Raw genomic sequence first — 18,494 nt, 5'->3', positions numbered from 1 at the left:
TTCCCAAGACATATCTTGAGGCGCTGGCCCGATCTAAACTACAAGAATCTCTATGGAAGAAATAACCCAGCAATTGCTCTATCAACGGCTTCGCAACCGAGTAATCGAGTTGTTCGAAGTAGTGGCGTCAGTCGATGCGATTGCGCGATTTGGTGCATTTGAAATCATCAACCTTACGGATGACCTACTTCCTTTAGACTATGATGACGCGCCATATGTATTCAGCGCAAGAGAACGAAACGCTGTTTTAGAGTTCCTGAAACTTGTCGACCTTGCAGCCAATACTGTTCACGAGGACACTCAGGACGTTGCATGGTTAAAACGCTCCAGAGAATGGGTCAACTTGTCCAAGTTTGCCGAGCATGCTGTAGCCATTTTCACGGAACGCGGTCGTCTTTCCGAAGAAACAGAAGAAGATCTGAGCTCTTTCCTATAGGCTGGCTTGGTTTCACTAAGGGCGGGCGACCATCTGGGCCGCTCGTCGCGGTCCTGCTCGCTCACCCACACGTCTCACACCCCTCGCGCCGCCTGGTCTTGATCACCCGCGTCTCGGCATACATGGCGTCATAGATCATCATCCGGCCGCGCAGCCCCTCGCCCGCGCCGGTGATCTCTTTCACCGCTTCCGTCGCCATGATGCCGCCGATAATGGCGGGCAGCGGACCGACGACGCCGGCTTCTGAACAGGACGGCGCCAGACCGGGGGCCGGGGCCTCGGGGAAGATGCATTGATAGCATGGCGCGCCGCGCGCGGGATCGAAGGTCGAGACTTGCCCCTCCCACTGGCTAAGCGCGCCGCCGATGACGGGTTTGCCCAGCTTGGCGGCGACGCGGTTGACCAGATAGCGCGTCTCGAAATTGTCCGAGCCTTCGAGGATCAGGTCATAGTCGGCCAGCAAATCCTCGGCGATATCCTCCGTCAGGCGGCGATTATACGGGCGTACCTCGATGGCGGGATTTTGCGCCTTCATGGCGGCTTCGGCTGAAAAGACCTTGGGCACGCCAATGTCGGCGTCACGGTGGATTACCTGCCGCTGCAGGTTCGAATTGTCGACCACGTCATCGTCAATCACGCCAATGGTGCCAACCCCGGCCGCCGCCAGATACAGCAGCACGGGCGAACCCAGCCCCCCAGCGCCGATGACCAGCACGCGCGCCTCTTTCAGCGCCACCTGCCCCGGCCCTCCGATCTCGCGCAGGACGATGTGGCGGGCGTAGCGATCCAGCTCAGTATCCGTGAAAGGGCCGTCATCCGTGTCTGCCGCCGGCGCCTCTGGCACGCGGGATTTCAGCCAAGCTAACCCACGCCCATACAGCGCAATCAGACCGATCATCGCAAAGAACACCGCCCAGATGGTGAAGTTGCCGCCCAAACCGGCGGCGATGGGATTGCCAGCAGGCAGAACCGCGAAGCTCAGCAAAACGACCACTGCCACAAGCCCCGTCAGATACCAGCGCTGCGGCTTGGTGAACCGCATATACGCGCCGCCCAACCAGATCAGTGCCAATGTCAGAAGGACCCACGCCATCTTAACCGCGCCCCGTTGACCCGAACCCACCAGCCCCGCGCGAGGTATCACCCAGCGCGTCCACCTGAACGTACTCCGCCTGCACCACGGGGGCGATCACCGCCTGCGCGATGCGCTCGCCGTGTCCGACGGTGAACGGCTCGGCGCCCAGATTGATCAAGATCACCCCAAGCGGCCCGCGATAGTCACTGTCGATTGTCCCCGGCGCATTGGCGAGCGTCACACCATGCTTGGCCGCCAAGCCGGACCGCGGACGGATCTGCATTTCAAACCCATCTGGGATCTCAACACGCAATCCGGTCGGCACAATCCGCCGCTCCATCGGGGCAAGGGTCCAGCCGGTCGCGCGATCTTCGGCAGGCAGGTTGGCCCGCAAATCCGCGCCTGCCGCGCCCGCTGTTTCGTAAGACGGCAATGCAACAGATGCGTCGCTGTCCTTGTCGCGCGTAACCTTGATCTGAGGCATCAGCCATTCCCTTTCAGAGCATCCGCAATCCGCGCGGCCAGCTGACGGGCGACGCCGTCCTTACCCATGCGCGGCCAAACATCGACGCCACCCTCAGAGATCAGCGTCACGGCATTCTCAGACCCACCCATAATCCCGGTTTCCGGGCTGACATCATTGGCGACGATCCAGTCACAGCCCTTGCGTTCACGCTTGGACGTGGCGTTGGCCATCACGTCGTCCGTCTCTGCCGCAAACCCCACGACCAACGGCGGGCGGCCTTTCTTCATCTGACTGACGGTCGCAAGGATGTCCGGGTTCTCGGCGAACTTCAGAACCGGCAGACTGCCCTTGCCGTCCTTCTTGATCTTGCTGTCCGAAGCCGACGCCACGCGCCAGTCCGCCACGGCGGCCGCAAACACTGCAGCATCGGCGGGCAGCGCCTTTTTCACAGCCTTCAACATCTCTTGCGCCGATTGCACCTTCACCACCTTTACCCCCTCGGGCGGCGGCACATCTGCGGGGCCCGTGACAAAAGTCACATCCGCCCCAAGTGCGGCCAAAGCGCGGCCCAGCGCGGTGCCCTGCGCCCCGGACGAGCGGTTGGCGATATAGCGCACCGGGTCGATCGGTTCATGCGTCGGGCCCGAGGTCACAAGCACGTGCTTGCCCTTCAAAGGCCCATCCATCAGCGCCTCTTCGACGGCCGACACGATCTCGAGCGGCTCGGACATGCGACCCGGACCGAACTCGCCGCAGGCCATCGCGCCTTCATTCGGACCGACGAACAACACGCCATCGCCTTTCAAAGTCTCAACATTGCGCTGACAGGCCGGATGCTCCCACATGCGCACGTTCATCGCCGGCGCGACCAGCACGCGCTTGTCTGTCGCCATGAGCAGGGTCGAGGCCAGATCATTCGCCAGCCCCCCCGCCATCTTGCCCAACAGGTCCGCCGTGGCCGGCGCGACGACCACCAAGTCGGCAGCACGGGACAGTTCGATATGGCCCATCTCGGCCTCGTCCGTCAGGTCAAACAGATCGGTATAGACCTTGTTCGCCGCCAGCCCCGACGCGGACAGAGGTGTCACGAATTCCTGCCCGGCTTTGGTGATCACGGGCGTGACCTCGGCCCCGCGTTCACGTAGACGCCGGATCAGGTCCAAGGATTTGAAGGCCGCGATACCGCCGCCGATGATCAGAAGGATGTGTTTGCCAGCCAGCATGGGGATCCCCTTTGAAGTACAATCAAACAGTTACGGGACCGCAGCCTGCCTTTCAATGGGGAGCTTCTATTTGAACTGCGCACACGGGTCAGGGCGATCCGGTGCAGGCGCATCCAGAACGATGTCAAACCCACCCTCGGGCGGCACGCCATCTTCGCTCTGCCCGACCGAAATCACGCGCAATTCTGGCGCAACACGCGCCAGATAGGACGGCACGCCCCAATCCTTGCGCGCGTGACCGTTTCCGGTGATGACCGCCACGGGTCCGCCGGTATCCGCCATCGCCTGCACCACACCGGCGGCCAGCGTCGCATCGCGCAGACGCTGCACCTCAATCATCCCACCCATCATCTCGCGCGGCATCGCCTCGCAATGGGCCTGAAACTGCAGTTCGATCCGTTGCGCCTGCTGATCCTCAGGCAGTGCGTCGGTCAATCCATAGGCCACCGCATCCCCCTGAAAATGCGCCTCAACCCCATCAGCATAGGTCGCGCGTGCCATCTCGCGAGGGACAGCGGCGCCGATGATTGGGCCCTCATGCGCCTGAAAAATCGGCAGATACATCTGGAAATCCGGCCAACCGGTGTCTGCCCAGCGCTCTGCGAACGCGGCGGGATCTGCGGTCAAGGCGTCGGCGTCCTCCTGCCCCAACATCTCGATCACAAGCGCGGCGGGGGCCACGTCCTGCACGATCTGTGCCTGCATGTCGTGATGGGTCGGATTGTCATGCACCTCGCCCAGAATGACGACATCCGTCGCCCTTAGGCGCGCCAAGTCATCAGCGGTTTGCGCCAAGGCGGACGTGGCAAACAGGGTCAGGGCAATCAGAAACTGTTTCATGCAGTCAGGCTAGGGTGCAGTCCCGCCACCCTCAAGCGCTTTCGCCTTGACGCACCCTGTGTCGCAATGCCACGTCAGATGGATGAGCATGACACTTCCCCCTTTGACCCTCGTGCTGGGCGGCGCGGCATCCGGCAAGTCCGACTATGCCGAGCGGTTGGTCACCGCCACCACGCGTCCGATGTTATACATCGCCACCGCGCAGTCCTTTGACGCCGAGATGGACGACAAGATCGCCCGCCACCAAGCGCGGCGCGGTGATGGTTGGCGCACGATCGAGACACCCTTGGAAGCGTCCGTCGCGCTGGACTGTGCGCATGCGACCGAAGTGGTTCTGTTCGATTGCGCGACCATGTGGTTGTCGAACCAGTTGTTCGCGGAAACCGATCTGGGCGCAGCGGAAACGACTCTGTTCAAAGCGATGGAGAACTGCGCGGCCCCTGTGGTCGTCGTCTCGAACGAGGTCGGCGCAGGGATCGTGCCAGAAAACGCCTTGGCGCGGCGGTTCCGACAGGCGCAGGGCGAGTTGAACCAACGCATCGCTGGGCGTGCCGATCTGGTGGTCACGGTGATGGCCGGTCTGCCCTTGGCGCTGAAAGGCACCCTGCCCGAGGGTGCGCCATGACCACGCCTGTCACGTGGTGGTGGGTGCGTCACGGCCCGACCCATGCCAAGAACATGGTGGGTTGGCGAGATCTGCCTGCGGACCTGTCGGACACGGACGCCTTGGCGCGTTTGTCGAACCACCTACCGGATGAGGCGGCGGTGATTTCGTCCGACCTGATCCGCGCCTCGGCCACGGCAGACGCCATCGGGGGTGAACGGCCCCGCCTGCCCCATCACCCCGACCTACGTGAATTTCACTTTGGCGATTGGGACGGGCTGGGCTGGCAAGAGGTCTCGGCCCGCGATCCAGAGCTGTCACGCGCGTTCTGGGAAACGCCCGGGGATCACGTCGCGCCGGGGGGCGAAAGTTGGAACCAACTGGCCGCACGCGTGTCGGGCGTGGTGGACGGGCTGAATGCCGCAGGCCACCGGCACATCATCGCAGTGGCCCATTTTGGCGTGATCCTGACCCAAATCGCACGCGCAGGCGGCATGAGCGCCTATGACGCACTTGGCCACAAGATCGACAACCTGTCGGTTACACAGTTGCACTGGGACGGGGCCGCGTGGTCGGTCGAGGCAATCAATCACCTGCCGTGAACAGGCCCGTCACAAATTGGAAATTGATCGCGCCACATCCTGCGCTAGGCTCATTGCATGACCTATAACCTTTACATTGGCGACCGCACATTCTCGAGCTGGTCGCTGCGCGGCTGGCTGATGTTCGAAGCGTTCAACATCCCGTAACGCGCCCATTTGGCCGGGCTGTACACCGGCACATTGAAAGAAGATTTGGCCGATTTGGCCCCGGCACGCTTTGTGCCCGTGATGAAAACACCCGAGGGCATCCCGGTGGGCGACACGCTGGCCATGGCCGAGACCTTGGCCGAGGCCCACCCCGATGCAGGCCTTTGGCCCGAAGACCCCGCCGCCCGTGCGCTGGCCCGTTGGCTGGTGGCCGAGATGCACTCGGGCTTTGGCGCTCTGCGCGAGGATTGCCCGATGCAGCTTTTGGGTGTGGTCGACGGGTTTGACCCCGCCGCCGAGGTTCTGGCCGACCTCGCCCGCATCGAAGACCTTTGGACCATCGCCCGCGCGAAATTCGGCCGTGACGACAGCCCGTGGCTGTTTGGAGATTACTCGCTGGCAGATGTGTTTTATGCCCCCGTGGCCGCACGGATCGCCGGGTTCGGCCTGCCGGTCAGCGCGGAAGCACAAGCCTATGTCGCCGCGCATTTGGCCGATCCTGCTTTCCGCCGCTGGCGCGCGGTTGGGCTTCTGAAATCCTATGATCCGGTGCCCTATATCGACGGGGTACCCCTGTCGGACTGGCCCGGCCCCGCCCCCTTGGCGGCCCACGCCTGCGACGGCCCGTCGATCAACGATACCTGCCCGTATTCGGGCGATCCGGTCACCGATTTCCTGTCGCTGAACGGACAGGTCTGGGGCTTCTGCAATCCCGGCTGCCGCGACAAGACGGTAAACGACCCAGAAGCGTGGCCCGCTTTCATGAACATGGTGGCGCAGAAGGGTTAAGGCGCGTTAACCCTTTGCTAACCATGCCGGTCTAGCCTGCCTGAAACGGGGCAGGTTGGATCGCAGGGTAACAATGGTCGCACGCATCAGCACGGTGGCGTTCGAAGGCATCGACGCCAAGATTGTCGAGGTCGAATGCGCCCTCTCGCCCGGATTGCCCAGCTTTGCCATCGTGGGCTTGCCGGACAAAGCGGTCTCGGAAGCGCGCGAACGGGTGCGCGCGGCGTTGGCGTCTATGTCGGTCGCCCTGCCTCCGCGCAAAATCACCATCAACATGTCGCCCGCCGATATGCCCAAGGAAGGCTCGCATTTCGACCTGCCCATCGCGCTGGCCCTGCTGGCCGAGGCAGGGTTGATTCCCCGCGAAGACTTGGCGGACACACTGGCGATCGGAGAGCTGTCTCTGGATGGATCGCTGATCCCCGTGCTGGGCGCCCTGCCCGCGGCCCTCGCCGCCGCCGAGCACGAGTTGGACCTGATCTGCCCCAAAGCCTGCGGGGCCGAGGCCGCGTGGATCGACGCCACCAAAGTGCTGGCTGCCGACAGTCTTGCGGGCGTGTTGCAGCATTTCACCGGGCAGTCGCCCATTGTGCCCGCCTCGGCAGGGCAGGTCACGACGCAAGCCACCTTGAAAGACTTCGCCGAGGTCAAAGGCCAAGAGCGTGCCAAGCGAGCGTTAGAGATCGCCGCCGCCGGACGGCATCACCTGTTGATGGTTGGCCCGCCGGGATCGGGAAAATCCATGCTGGCCGCGCGCTTACCCGGCATCCTGCCGCCTTTGTCCGCGCGCGAGGCATTGGAAACCTCGATGATCCATTCGGTCTCAGGCCTTCTGGATGCGGGCGGAATTTCGCAAACCCGTCCGTTCCGTGCGCCGCATCACACCGCCTCGATGGCCGCGATTGTCGGCGGAGGGCGCGGCGCAAAACCGGGCGAGATCAGTCTGGCCCATAACGGCGTCCTGTTCATGGATGAATTCCCCGAATTCAACCGCCAGACGCTGGAAACCCTGCGCCAGCCCTTGGAAACCGGTGACGTGACCGTGGCACGGGCCAATGCACATCTGCGCTATCCCAGTCGCTTCCTGCTGGTGGCCGCGGCCAATCCCTGTAAATGCGGATACCTGACCGACGCGGCCCGCGCCTGTAACCGCGCGCCCAATTGCGGCGCGGATTACATGGGCAAGATTTCGGGGCCATTGCTGGATCGCTTTGACCTACGGCTCGAAGTGCCTCCGGTCAGCTTTCAGGATCTCGATCTACCAGCGACAGGCGAGACATCCGCAACCATCGCCACCCGTGTGGCCGAGGCCCGCGCCCGCCAAACCGAGCGCTATGCGGATCAGCCCGAGGTCACGACAAACTGTGACATTGAAGGCGATCTTCTGACGCAGGTCGCCACCCCCGATCACGAAGGGCGCGAGATTTTGAACAAGGCAGCAGATCGCTTCGGGCTGTCTGCACGCGGATATCATCGTGTGCTGCGCGTGGCGCGGACGATTGCAGATCTGGATGGGGCGGACGGCGTCGGGCGCAGCCATGTGGCCGAGGCATTGGGGTATCGTCTGGTCGGTCAGACTGTGTGATCTGCAAGGGCTTGCTCGATGGCCGCCGCGATGCGGCGCACCGAGTGATTGGCCTCGGGCAATCTTCCCGCAAACATCTGCCAGACATGCGGCAGGCCGTCGGCCTCGTGCAAATCGACGGACACGCCGTGATCTTCCAGCACCTGCGCCATGCGGCGGGCGTCATCCAAGAAAATCTCGGACCGGCTGGCGGTGATCAGGACCGGCGTCGCCCCGGTAAACTCGGCAAACAGCGGGCTGGCGAGCGGGTGGAGGGGATCAGCACCGTCAAGGTAATACCGGGCCAGATCGTCCATCCGTTCAGCAGGCAAAACCACTTCGGTCGCATCGTTGTCTTTGATCGACGCGCCGCTGGTGGACATGTCCGTCAGCGGTGACAAGGCGACCGTCAACGCGGGTTTTGGCAGCCCCATCGCTACGATTTGCGACAGTAACACCAGCGCCAGCCCCCCCCCGGCGCTGTCTCCGCCCAGAATGATGGGACGATCGGGATGCGCAGCGATCACGTCGCAATAGGCGGCAAGCGCATCCTCTGGAGCGGCTGGAAATGGGTGCTCCGGCGCCAGACGATAGACCGGCAAAAGCGCACGAACATTGGACGCATGCGCGATGCGGCCAACCATGTTGCGCACGGTTCTGGGTGACCCAAAGAAATAACCGCCACCGTGGAAGTACAACAGGATCGGCGCATCGCTGGCCACACCCGGATCAATTTCCATCACCGGGCGCGTCATGTGATCATGCCAATCATACCGCAGACCGCGCGGAGGAGGCAGCGTCAGGCGCGTCACCCTCTCGAACCTTCTGCGCACGCGATGCACCGTATGGGGCGTGGCGCGGGTTAGCGCCGGACGTTCCGTCAGGCGCAACCACAGGTTCAGAGGGCGGCGCAGCCAGCTCATGCGCGGCGGGCTTCGATGGCCTGCCAGATCTTTTCGGCCACGTTTGTGCCGTCGAACCGTTCAAGCTCCTGAATGCCGGTGGGCGAGGTCACGTTGATCTCGGTCAAATAGTCGCCAATCACGTCGATACCGACAAATATCTGGCCTTTCTCGCGCAGAAGCGGGCCGATGGCAGCGCAGATCTCAAGGTCGCGTTCGGTCAGGCCGATCTTCTCGGGCCGTCCGCCGACATGCATGTTCGAGCGGGTTTCGCCGGCTGCGGGCACGCGGTTGATCGCGCCGACGGGTTCGCCATCCACAAGGATCACACGCTTGTCACCGTTCGAGACGTCGGGCAGGAATTTTTGCGCGATCAGGGGTTCGCGATTGATGCCGGCGAACAGCTCGTGCAGCGAGGCAAGGTTGCGGTCGTTTTCATCCAGCCGAAACACCCCTGCGCCACCATTGCCATAGAGCGGCTTCAGGATGATGTCGCCATGCGCGTGTTTGAACGACTTCAGCGTCTCGAAATCGCGGGCGATCATGGTGGGGGGCGTCAGGTCGGGGAATTCCAGAACCAACAGCTTTTCAGGGTAGTTGCGCACCCAGAACGGGTCGTTCACCACCAGCGTGTCCGGGTGGATCATGTCCAGAATGTGGGTCGTGGTGATATAGCCCATGTCGAAGGGCGGATCTTGGCGCAGCCACACCACGTCCACCTCGGCCAGATCGATGTCCTGAAGTTCGCCCAGCGTGAAGTGATTGCCCTGTTCACGGCGAACGGTCAGCGGCCAACCGCGGGCGATGACGCGGCCTTCGCGGTACGACAGTTGGTCAGGCGTGTAGTAAAACAGGCTGTGCCCCCGCGCCTGCGCCTCTTCCGCAATTCGGAACGAGCTGTCGGCATTGATGTCGACATGGTCGATCGGGTCCATTTGGATGGCAACTTTAAGCGACATAGGGGGCTCCGTCTGAATTCAGTCCCCCATAAATGGGGCAGAGCCGCCCGTGGCGCAATGGGGTCATTACCCCAATTCAGTAACCCAGCGCATTTTCAAGGATCTGGACCTCACCCGCCGCGTTCACCAAAGCCACGTCGAAACGGCTGGGGGTCAGGTCGCCCTTGGGCTCACCACACAGAAACTCAGCTGCCGTCAGATAAAGCCGTTTGATCTGGGCCTTCGACAGCGCTTCGGCAGCACGCATGAAATCGCTGGATTTCTTGACTTCGACAAAAATCACCTCGTCACGGTCACGCACAATCAGGTCGATCTCGCCCCGTTTGCCGCGCCAACGGCGAAATGCGACCTGCCGTCCATTCTCCTGATAGACCCGCGCAACCGAGTCCTCTGCCGCCAACCCAGATATATAGGATACCTTCCCGCTCACCCGCCGCGCCCCATGGCCAGGGCAGCTTGATAGACCCTGCGTCGCGGCAGGCCAGTGGCTTGCGTCACCATCGCAACTGCATCTTTCATGCTCATATCCTTCAAGGCCGTACTCAGCATCTGGTCAAGATCCACCTCTTCCTTACCTGCTTCCGCCGGCCCCAAAACAAGCGCAATTTCGCCCTTCAAGGTCATATCCGACAGTTGATCGCACAGCTCTTGCACCGTTCCGCGCCTGATCTCTTCGAATTTCTTGGTCAGCTCGCGACAAATGGCGGCGTGGCGGGATTTCGCCTCAGTGGAGCACAGATCCTCTAACAGCCGGTTAATGCGTTTCGGGCTTTCGTAGATGATCAACGTGGCAGGAATAGACAGCAACTCGGCCAGCCATTTCTGACGCGCACCTTTGGCCGAGGGGGCAAATCCCACAAAGCAAAACCGGTCCGAGGGCAGGCCTGACAAGCTGAGCGCGGTGATGGCCGCAGTCGCCCCCGGAAGCGCCGTCACAAAGCCGCCGCCTTGCGCGACATCCCGCGCAAGGGCAAAGCCGGGATCCGCCACCAGAGGGCTGCCCGCTTCGCTGGCATAGGCCACCGATTTGCCCTGCCCAATCAGCTTCATGATGCCATCGCGCCCGGCCTGTCCCGAGTGGTCGTGATAGGCAATCACCTTGCGGTCTCCCAGCGCAATTCCGTGAATTTCCAACAGCTTACGCGTAGTTCGCGTATCTTCAGCCGCAATCACATCGGCCGAGGCCAACACATCTAGCGCGCGCAGCGTAATATCACGTGCATTTCCGATCGGTGTCGCCACCAGATAAAGTCCGGGATCAAGGGGAGTAATCAGGGGTTTCACACTGGACCTGTCTGTTCTGAGAGTTATTATGTAGCCGTCTGTCGGGGTGCGATCTGCCTCGCCCGGGAAAGGATATTGTATGTTTGCCGTTTTCGCACGTACCCGCAAGGCGCTGGGTGCTCTTACCGTTGTTGCCTCGCTTTCCGCCCTCGTTGCCTGCACCCCAACCGGGACGCAGATTGGGCAGAACATCAACACCTCGAAGCCCGTACCTGTTGCCCTTCTGGTGCCGTCGGGATCGGGTTCGGCCAATGACGCGAGCCTTGCGCAATCGCTGGAAAACGCGGCACGTCTGGCCATGTCCGAGCTGTCGGGCGTCACGATCGATCTACGGGTTTATAGCACTGCCGGCAACGCGAATCAGGCCGCTGCCATGGCGACCAAGGCAGTGAATGACGGCGCAAAGGTTATCCTTGGCCCGGTCTTCGCCCAAAGCGCCAATGCGGCAGGGGTTGCTGTCGCCCGTCGCAATGTGAACGTGCTGAGCTTTTCCAACAATCCCAACATCGCTGGTGGCAACGTCTTCATTCTGGGCAACACCTTCCAAAACACAGCCAACCGCCTGACGCGCTATGCCGCACGTCAAGGGAAAGGCAACATCTTGGTCGTGAACGGTCAAGATCAGGCCGAAAGCCAGGGCAGCGCGGCTATTCAAACCGCCATTTTGAACTCGGGGGCGACACTGGCGGGCACGGCCTCGTTCGAGCTGTCGCAGAACGGCATTGTGAACGCTCTGCCCGATATCAGCGCCAAGGTGCGCAGCTCGGGCGCGCAGTCGATCTTCCTGACCTCGGGCACCTCGGGGGCGCTACCGTTCCTGGCCGGGCTGCTGCCCGAAAACGGCGTGGATCCTGCAACCATTCAATATATGGGCCTGCAACGCTGGGATATTCCAGCGAACGCCATGTCCCTGCCCGGTCTGCAAGGCGGCTGGTTCGCCATTCCGGACCCGGCGCTGAGCAGCCGCTTCTCGGGCCGTTATCAGGCAAAATATGGCGCCACGCCGCATCCGATTGCCGGGCTGGCCTATGATGGCGTTGCGGCCATCGGCGCACTGGTCAAGGCAGGCAAGGCGAACGCGTTGACCACCACCGCTCTGACCCAGCCGCAGGGCTTCGTAGGCGTCAACGGCATCTTCCGCCTGCGCGGCGATGGTACGAACGAACGCGGTCTGGCGATTGCTCAGATCCAGAACGGATCAGTGGTCATTATCGACCCCGCACCCAGAAGCTTCGCCGGTGCCGGATTCTAAGCGCGACCGGCCCGAGCCGGAACAAATGGCGGGGCGCCTCATTTGCCCCGCCGAAGACATCCTTGATGAAAAGGCGCTGTGGCAGCGGCTTGAAATGGCGTTTGAGGACGCCAAGAACGCCTCGGCCATCCGCAAGCTGACGGTCGACGAGCTGCGAGAGGCCATCAAGTCGGGCCGCGCCAAAATCGCCGAGGCTCTGTCCAAGGCCCCGCTGAATGCGCATGCCGCCACCGCCGCTTATAGCCACTTGACCGATTGCGTCGTGTGCTGCGTGCATCGCGTGGCGACCGAACGCCTGCACCCCCTGCCCCTTCCCACCACCGCCGAGCGGATCGCCGTCATCGCCGTGGGCGGCTATGGGCGCGGCGAAATGGCCCCGCAATCGGATGTGGATCTGCTGTTCCTGACACCCTATAAGATCTCGCCGTGGGCCGAGAGTGTCATCGAAAGCATGCTCTACATGCTGTGGGATCTGCGCCTGAAAGTGGGCCATGCCTCGCGCACGATTGATGATTGCGTGCGACTGGGTCGCGAGGATTACACGATCCGCACCGCGCTTTTGGAACAACGCCCCGTCTGTGGTGACGCCGAACTGGCCCAAGATCTAGATGATCGTCTGTGGAAGGATCTGTTCAACGGCACACTGGCCGAGTTCATCGAGGCCAAACTGGCCGAGCGCGACACGCGCCATGAGAAGCAAGGCCAACGCTATGTGGTTGAACCAAACGTAAAAGAGGGCAAAGGCGGTTTGCGCGACCTGCAGACGCTCTTCTGGGTGGCCAAGTATCAGCACCGCGTGGCGCATCAGTCAGACCTTGTGTCGAAAGGCGTGTTCACCGAAGAGGAGTTCGAGACATTCCGTGACGCGGAAAGCTTCTTGTGGGCAGTGCGCTGCCAGTTGCACTTGCTGACCAAACGCCCCTCAGACCAGTTGACCTTTGACCTGCAGGTCGAAGTCGCGGACCGGCTTGGGTTTAAGGACACCGAAGGTCGTCGCGCGGTCGAACACTTCATGCAGGTCTATTTCCGTCACGCCACGCAGGTGGGCGACCTGACCCGGATCGTGCTGACGGCGCTGGAAGCCCAACACCTGAAAAAAGTCCCACGCTTGATGCGGCTTTTGAAACGGCGACGCAAACTCAAGCATGGTTTCGTCGAACAACAGGGCCGTCTAGACGTGGCGGACGAGGCCGCGTTCCTGTCCGACAAGCTGAACCTTCTGCGCATCTTCGAGGAAGGCCTGCGCACAGGTTTGTTGATCCACCCGCATGCAATGCGTCTGGTCTCGCACAATCTGCACCTGATCGATGACGAGGTGCGCGAAGACAAGGAAGCCATTCGCATCTTCCTTGATCTGCTTCTGAAACACGGCAACCCCGAACGCGCCCTGCGCCGGATGAACGAACTGGGCGTCTTGTCCGCCTTCATCCCTGAATTCGAGCCCATCGTGGCGATGATGCAGTTCAACATGTACCACTCGTACACGGTGGACGAGCACACGATTCAGGTGATCTCGAATTTCGCGCAGATTGAACGGCACGAGCTGGAAGACGAGCTGCCGATCAGCTCGGAAATCATCGATAAGGGCGTGAATCGCAAGACCCTGATGGTGGCGCTGCTGTTGCATGACATCGGCAAAGGACGCCCGCAGGACCACTCGGTTCTGGGAGCCAAGATTGCCCGCAAAGTCGCGCCTCGTCTGGGGCTGACGCCGAAGGAATGCGAAACCGTCGAATGGCTGGTGCGTTATCACCTTTTGATGTCCGATATGGCGCAGAAACGCGATATCGCCGACCCGCGCACCGTGCAGGATTTCGCCAAGGCGGTGCGGTCCGTCCGGCGGCTGGACCTGCTGACGGTTCTAACCGTCTGCGACATTCGCGGCGTCGGGCCGGACACGTGGAACAACTGGAAAGCCACGCTGATCCGCACGCTCTACAACCAGACGCGCCGGGTCTTGGAAGACGGGACCGAAGCGTTGAACCGCGAAAGCCGCGGGGACGAAAGCAAGCGCGCCTTGCGCAAGGTTCTGTCCGACTGGAAGCCGAAGGAGCTGAAGACCGAGACCGCGCGACATTATGATGCCTATTGGCAGGGTCTGCATGTCTCGGCCCACGCGGTCTTTGCCCGGCTTCTGCGCGATATTCAGGACAACGAGGTGCGGATCGAGCTGGAACCCGATCTGGACCGCGATGTCACCCGTGTCTATTTTGTGCTGGCCGACCACCCCGGTATCTTCTCGCGTCTTGCAGGCGCGCTGACTTCGGTCGGGGCCAACATCGTGGACGCGCGCACCTATACCTCGAAAGACGGCTATGCGACGGCGTGTTTCTGGGTGCAGGACGCCGATGGCAGCCCCTTCGACGTGGGTAAGCAGAAACGCCTGACCCAGATGACCCACAAGATCCTGAAGGGCGAGGTCGTCGCGCGTGACGCCATTGCAGGCCGCGACAAGATCAAGAAACGCGAACGCGCCTTCAAGGTGCCCACAACGATCACCTTCGACAATGAAGGGTCGGAAATCTACACGATTATCGAAGTCGACACCCGCGACCGCCCCGGTCTGCTGTATGACCTCACGCGCACGCTGGCCGATGCGAATGTCTATATCGCCTCGGCGGTGATCGCGACCTATGGCGAACAGGTGGTCGACAGCTTCTATGTCAAAGACATGTTCGGCCTGAAATTCTATGCCGAACACAAGCAGGATCTGCTGGCAGGAAAGCTGCGTACGGCAATCGAGAAGGGTGTGGAAAGGGCGACAGCATAATGGCATCGCGACTGGCCAGAGGTTTCATTACCGTTGGGGGCTGGACCATGGCCAGCCGCATCCTTGGCTTCGTGCGCGACATCATGATCGGCGCATTTCTGGGGTCTTCAGCGGTGGCCGAGGCCTTCCTGATCGCCTTTTCCCTGCCCAACATGTTCCGCCGTTTCTTTGCAGAAGGCACACTGAACGTCGCCTTCGTGCCGATGTTTGCCAAGAAACACGAAGGCGGAGAAGGCGCGCTGGAGTTTGCCCGCGATGCTTTTGCCGGGCTTGCCTTCATCTTGGTGATCTTCTCGATCATCGCGCAAATCTTCATGCCCGCCCTGGTCTATGCCATGGCATCCGGCTTTACCGAGGATAACCGCTTCGACCTCGCCGTCACCTATGGCCGGATCGCTTTCCCATACATTCTGTTCATCTCGCTGGCCGCCCTTCTGTCCGGCGTCCTGAACGCCACTAGCCGCTTCATGGCCGCTGCCGCCGCCCCGGTGCTGCTCAACGTGATCTTCATCGCGGCCATGCTGATCGCGGACTTGATGGGCGGCGACATCGGCCTCGCGATGACATGGACCGTGCCCATCGCCGGGATTGCCCAAGTTGTGCTGGTCTGGATCGCCGCCAGCCGCGCCGGATACCGCCTGATCCCGCGCATCCCCCGCATGACACCCGAGCTGAAACGGCTCGCCATCATCGCCGCCCCGGCCGCGCTAGCCGGAGGTGTCACCCAGATCAACCTTCTGGTGGGCCGCCAGGTCGCAAGCTTCTTCGAAGGCGCGGTGGCGTGGCTCTATTATGCCGACCGCCTCTACCAGCTCCCCTTGGGCGTGGTCGGCATCGCCATCGGCATCGTGCTGCTACCGGAACTGTCACGCAACCTGCGCGCAGGCGACACGGTCGCCAGCCGAGACGCCCTTAGCCGCGCGGGCGAGATGTCGCTGGCCCTGACGATCCCTGCCGCCGTCGCCCTGATGGTGATCCCGATCCCGTTGATCGAGGTGCTTTTCCAACGCGGCGCCTTCACGCTGGACGATACCAAATGGACTGCACTGGCCACGGCGATCTACGGCGCAGGCCTTCCCGCCTTCGTGCTGCAAAAAGTGCTGTCCTCGGTGTATTTCGCCCGCGAAAACACCCGCGCGCCCTTCCACTTCGCCCTTGTGGGCATGGTGGTGAATGCAGGCGTCGCCATCGGGCTTAGCTATCACCTTGGCTTCATCGCAGCCGCCATCGGCACGACGCTGGCGGGCTGGGCCATCACCAGCCTGACATGGATCGGCGCCGCCCGTATGGGCGAAGAAACCCGCTTTGACGCGCGCTTCTGGTCCCGCCTCTGGCGCATTGTTGCGGCCAGCGCCATCATGGGCGCGGCCCTTGTCGCGGCGACATTCGTCATGGCCCCGCTCTTCGCCATCGCGGGCCTAAAGATCGCAGCCCTCGCGGTGCTCGTTCTCGGCGGGATCGCAATCTACGGACTCGCAGGACACATGCTCGGCGCGTTCCACATGGCCGAAATCAAATCCGCTTTCCGTCGGGGCTAACCCGCTTATCGCATTTTCTTGCCATAAATATCCCGGGGTCCGGGGCTGGCCCCGGTCCGACCTCACCGCTGACGCAACCGCTTCACCACACGCGACCAGCCTCCGGGGCTGACCAAAAAACTCAGGCCAAATCCCGCGACAAAACCGGACACTTCGCTGACCCAGTTCAGACCAGCTCCGAACAGCAGGCTAAAGATCAGTTGAATGCCCAGCAGAAACGCGATGATGCGGAAGGCGGACAGCTGATTGCCGCCGGTCGCGCCCAATTCGGCCCAGAGGATGAACGTATAGGCTCCGATCAAGCCATAGACTGCCGGGTAGCCGCCGAACAGCACCACGCCCGTGTCCCAGACCAGCCAATAGGCCAGCGCCCCCACAATGGCAGAGCCGAAAAAGACCACCAGGAAAGCGAAGGCCGAAAAGACTTCGCCGACCATCTTGCCCAACGCCAAAAGGAAAACGAGCACAAAGAGCAGATGGGTAAAGCTGAGATGAAGGAACGGATAAGTGAAGAAGCGCGCCACGTCCTTAAGGGGAAAGCGCCCGTTTTCCACCATCCACGCAAACAGCGGCTCGCGGAAGCCCCAGTTTTCGATCGTGGCGATCCGCCACCCGGCGGCCTCGGGCCCGCCAACCAGGCCCGAGTTCCCCGCAATGAACACAAGTTCGATCCCGATCAGGAAAACGGCCAGCGCAATCACCACCGGCGGCAGGGGATTGACGGGGCTTTGATCATGCGGATGGGTCACGGGCTGCTCCTTTGCCCGCGTTTATCCGGGCTTTCCTTGACGCTGTCTGCCCAGCTAGGTAATCGACATGGGCACAGAATTCCAGACGGAGCAAACACATGACCAATCACACGCCGCGCGTATTTTCGGGGATCAAACCCTCGGGCGGGCTGACGCTGGGCAACTACCTTGGCGCCATCAAGCGTTTTGTGGACATGCAGGCACAGGATTTCGAGACCATTTATTGCGTCGTCGACCTGCATGCCATCACCGTCTGGCAAGACCCGAAAGAGCTGACGGATGCCACCCGCGAAGTGGCAGCGGGCTTCTTGGCCTCGGGCATCGATCCCAGCCAGTCGATCCTGTTCAACCAAAGTCAGGTTCCGGCCCATGCCGAGCTTGCGTGGCTGTTCAACTGCGTGGCGCGCGTGGGCTGGATGAACCGCATGACCCAGTTCAAGGACAAGGCCGGTAAGAACGCCGAGCAAAGTTCGCTTGGCCTGTATGCCTACCCATCTCTGATGGCCGCCGACATCCTGCTGTATCACGCAACCCACGTCCCCGTGGGCGAGGACCAGAAGCAGCATGTTGAACTGACGCGCGACATCGCCGCGAAGTTTAACCACGACTTCAAGGCCGAAGGTTTCTTCCCGCAGCCCGAGCCGATCATCGAAGGTCCGGCCACCCGCGTGATGAACCTGCGTGACGGCACCAAGAAGATGTCGAAATCGGGTGAAAGCGATATGGAACGCATCAACATGACCGATGACGCCGACAAGATCGCCAAGAAGTTCAAGAAGGCCAAGACCGACCCCGAGCCTCTGCCCGAGACTTTGGACGGCCTGAAAGACCGCCCCGAGGCGAAGAACCTTGTCGACATTTATGCGGGTCTGTCCGGTCTGACGAATGAACAGGTAATCACCGAATACGCAGGCGCTGGCTGGGGCAAGTTCAAGCCCGCGCTGGCGGATCTTGCGGTTGAAAAGCTGGCGCCGATCTCGGAAGAGATGTCGCGCCTGATGAACGACAAAGCCGAGATCGACCGCATTCTGGGCGAAGGTGCTGACAAGGCCGAGGCGATCGCTCAGCCCATTCTGGATCAAGCCTATGACATCACAGGCTTCCTGCGCTCGCGCACGCGCTAAGCGATTTTGGTGGCTCACTTCGTGAGGCATGGGATAAGGTGGCTCGCTTCGCGAGCCTAAGGAGGGGCTTTGCCCCTCGGCCTGCGGCCTCACCCCAGGATATTTGCCGCAAGAAAATAAGGGCGTCCCACAGCGGGCGCCTTTTTCGTGATTTTGTGAATCCTCTGGGC

At 61.8% G+C, this 18,494-nt stretch carries 17 protein-coding genes and 1 pseudogene; 9 read left to right on the top strand and 9 right to left on the bottom strand.

Annotated features, from left to right (window positions below; genetic code table 11):
* The first annotated feature begins 52 nt into the window (after positions 1-52).
* Entirely contained in the window at positions 53-436 is a 384-nt protein-coding gene (locus EOL43_RS04005; RefSeq protein WP_133485798.1) for a hypothetical protein, read from the top strand.
* A 61-nt stretch (positions 437-497) separates the two neighbouring features.
* On the opposite strand, the gene EOL43_RS04000 is transcribed toward EOL43_RS04005, so the two are convergent.
* From EOL43_RS04000 to EOL43_RS03985, 4 genes are all read right to left on the bottom strand, one after another.
* A complete protein-coding gene (locus tag EOL43_RS04000) occupies positions 498-1,529 on the bottom strand; it encodes a HesA/MoeB/ThiF family protein (RefSeq protein WP_133485796.1) in 1,032 nt (343 codons plus the stop codon).
* A gap of 1 nt (position 1,530) precedes the next feature.
* Positions 1,531-1,995: a dUTP diphosphatase gene (gene dut, locus EOL43_RS03995; protein ID WP_133485794.1), complete on the bottom strand. Its 465-nt coding sequence runs from the start codon at positions 1,993-1,995 to the stop codon at positions 1,531-1,533.
* Positions 1,995-3,200, bottom strand: a complete 1,206-nt coding sequence (coaBC, locus tag EOL43_RS03990; RefSeq protein WP_133485792.1) for a bifunctional phosphopantothenoylcysteine decarboxylase/phosphopantothenate--cysteine ligase CoaBC — start codon at positions 3,198-3,200, stop codon at positions 1,995-1,997. Before coaBC ends, dut begins: the two co-directional genes overlap by 1 nt.
* Positions 3,201-3,266: 66 nt before the next feature.
* Complete coding sequence (locus tag EOL43_RS03985; protein WP_133485790.1) at positions 3,267-4,040, bottom strand: ChaN family lipoprotein; 774 nt, start codon at positions 4,038-4,040, stop codon at positions 3,267-3,269.
* Positions 4,041-4,128: 88 nt separating this feature from the next.
* Between EOL43_RS03985 and cobU the strand changes: the two genes are divergently transcribed.
* From cobU to EOL43_RS03965, 4 genes and pseudogenes are all read left to right on the top strand, one after another.
* A complete protein-coding gene (cobU, locus tag EOL43_RS03980) occupies positions 4,129-4,665 on the top strand; it encodes a bifunctional adenosylcobinamide kinase/adenosylcobinamide-phosphate guanylyltransferase (RefSeq protein ID WP_166636195.1) in 537 nt (178 codons plus the stop codon).
* Complete coding sequence (locus tag EOL43_RS03975; RefSeq protein WP_133485786.1) at positions 4,662-5,246, top strand: histidine phosphatase family protein; 585 nt, start codon at positions 4,662-4,664, stop codon at positions 5,244-5,246. The genes cobU and EOL43_RS03975 overlap by 4 nt, the downstream gene beginning before the upstream one ends.
* A 57-nt stretch (positions 5,247-5,303) precedes the next feature.
* Positions 5,304-6,182 (top strand): annotated as a pseudogene (locus EOL43_RS03970) (glutathione S-transferase).
* 73 nt (positions 6,183-6,255) lie between these two features.
* Complete coding sequence (locus EOL43_RS03965) at positions 6,256-7,767, top strand: YifB family Mg chelatase-like AAA ATPase (RefSeq protein WP_133485784.1); 1,512 nt, start codon at positions 6,256-6,258, stop codon at positions 7,765-7,767.
* Here the strand turns inward: EOL43_RS03965 and EOL43_RS03960 are convergent.
* The 4 genes from EOL43_RS03960 to rsmI all read right to left on the bottom strand — a co-directional run bounded on the left by EOL43_RS03960 (position 7,755) and on the right by rsmI (position 10,891).
* Positions 7,755-8,669, bottom strand: coding sequence for an alpha/beta hydrolase (locus tag EOL43_RS03960; RefSeq protein ID WP_133485782.1), 915 nt, complete (start codon positions 8,667-8,669; stop codon positions 7,755-7,757). The genes EOL43_RS03965 and EOL43_RS03960 overlap by 13 nt on opposite strands.
* Positions 8,666-9,607: a glutathione synthase gene (gene gshB, locus EOL43_RS03955; protein WP_133485780.1), complete on the bottom strand. Its 942-nt coding sequence runs from the start codon at positions 9,605-9,607 to the stop codon at positions 8,666-8,668. The genes EOL43_RS03960 and gshB overlap by 4 nt, the downstream gene beginning before the upstream one ends.
* 76 nt (positions 9,608-9,683) lie before the next feature.
* Positions 9,684-10,037 carry a YraN family protein gene (locus EOL43_RS03950; protein WP_133485779.1) on the bottom strand — a complete coding sequence of 118 codons (354 nt, stop codon included), beginning with the start codon at positions 10,035-10,037 and terminating at the stop codon, positions 9,684-9,686.
* On the bottom strand, positions 10,034-10,891 hold the full coding sequence (gene rsmI / locus EOL43_RS03945) for a 16S rRNA (cytidine(1402)-2'-O)-methyltransferase (protein WP_240686453.1): 858 nt from the start codon (positions 10,889-10,891) through the stop codon (positions 10,034-10,036). The genes EOL43_RS03950 and rsmI overlap by 4 nt, the downstream gene beginning before the upstream one ends.
* 79 nt (positions 10,892-10,970) lie before the next feature.
* On the opposite strand from rsmI, the gene EOL43_RS03940 reads away from it, so the two are divergent.
* The 3 genes from EOL43_RS03940 to murJ are packed head-to-tail and all read left to right on the top strand — an operon-like array spanning position 10,971 to position 16,451.
* The gene (locus EOL43_RS03940) at positions 10,971-12,143 is read left to right on the top strand and encodes a penicillin-binding protein activator (RefSeq protein WP_133485775.1); all 1,173 of its coding nucleotides are present in this window, start codon (positions 10,971-10,973) and stop codon (positions 12,141-12,143) included.
* A gap of 25 nt (positions 12,144-12,168) precedes the next feature.
* Positions 12,169-14,913, top strand: coding sequence for a [protein-PII] uridylyltransferase (locus EOL43_RS03935; protein WP_133485773.1), 2,745 nt, complete (start codon positions 12,169-12,171; stop codon positions 14,911-14,913).
* Positions 14,913-16,451: a murein biosynthesis integral membrane protein MurJ gene (gene murJ, locus EOL43_RS03930; protein ID WP_240686452.1), complete on the top strand. Its 1,539-nt coding sequence runs from the start codon at positions 14,913-14,915 to the stop codon at positions 16,449-16,451. Before EOL43_RS03935 ends, murJ begins: the two co-directional genes overlap by 1 nt.
* A gap of 62 nt (positions 16,452-16,513) precedes the next feature.
* On the opposite strand, the gene EOL43_RS03925 is transcribed toward murJ, so the two are convergent.
* On the bottom strand, positions 16,514-17,200 hold the full coding sequence (locus tag EOL43_RS03925; RefSeq protein WP_133485769.1) for a rhomboid family intramembrane serine protease: 687 nt from the start codon (positions 17,198-17,200) through the stop codon (positions 16,514-16,516).
* 98 nt (positions 17,201-17,298) lie between these two features.
* Here EOL43_RS03925 and trpS point away from each other — a divergent pair, with 98 nt between their 5' ends.
* The gene (gene trpS, locus EOL43_RS03920) at positions 17,299-18,324 is read left to right on the top strand and encodes a tryptophan--tRNA ligase (protein WP_133485768.1); all 1,026 of its coding nucleotides are present in this window, start codon (positions 17,299-17,301) and stop codon (positions 18,322-18,324) included.
* The last annotated feature ends 170 nt before the right edge of the window (positions 18,325-18,494 follow it).

Origin of the sequence: Aliiroseovarius marinus, from assembly GCF_004360145.1 — a bacterium.
In the GTDB taxonomy this organism is placed as follows: Bacteria; Pseudomonadota; Alphaproteobacteria; order Rhodobacterales; family Rhodobacteraceae; genus Aliiroseovarius; species Aliiroseovarius marinus.
Note: the sequence above shows the minus strand (reverse complement) of the source record. Positions and strands in the feature narration are given on the sequence as shown.